The organism is Vibrio sp. 1401 (assembly GCF_033340295.1).
Window position 1 is genome coordinate 1 of the sequence record NZ_JAWOWF010000524.1, and the last position, 616, is coordinate 616.

Annotated in this window: 1 pseudogene; it reads right to left on the minus strand. The window is 47.4% G+C overall.

What is annotated here, in order from left to right:
* Positions 1-604 (minus strand): annotated as a pseudogene (locus tag R7Z77_RS26620) (putative 2-aminoethylphosphonate ABC transporter permease subunit); the annotation flags it as partial.
* Positions 605-616: the final 12 nt, after the last annotated feature.

The following is a 616-nucleotide window of genomic DNA, read 5'->3' on the forward strand; positions in this document are numbered from 1 at the left end:
GTGAGGTTTTTAGAGCACGAGCGGCCTCATACAAACGGGCATCGGAAGTACGCAGCGAAGTGGTCAAAATCATCAGAGCATGAGGAAAGGTCCAAAAGATCAAACCCATTGAAATACCAATCACACCATACACTGAGTGACCACCAAGTAGCTCTTTCGCAACCCCTTGATTGCCAAAGAGGAAGATCAAGCTGATCGCAGGCAAAAGTGAGGGAGCAAGGATTGGCGCGGTACCTAAGATGTGAAATAGACCTTTAAATGGCATGCATGAACGCGTGAGTGCGTAAGCGTAACCAAAGGCCAGAATACCGACCACCGTCGTTACAACGAGTCCCAAACTAAACGTATTACCAACGGAAACCCACAAGCTTGAAGAAGAAAAATAAGTCGCAAAGTTGGCTAACCCAACAAACTCTCCATCGCTGTTTTGTACGCTTTTGGCCAGCATCGCCCACAATGGCATCAAGATGAACAAGATCATCATCGTGGAAAGACCCGCCAACAAGCCAAACAGCACGATATTGTCGCGGCTAATGCGTCCCATCATTGATTTCGCTTTGTCTTGAGTCGTCAGGCTATTCATCGTCATTGTCTTCGCATCCATGTTTGCGCCTAT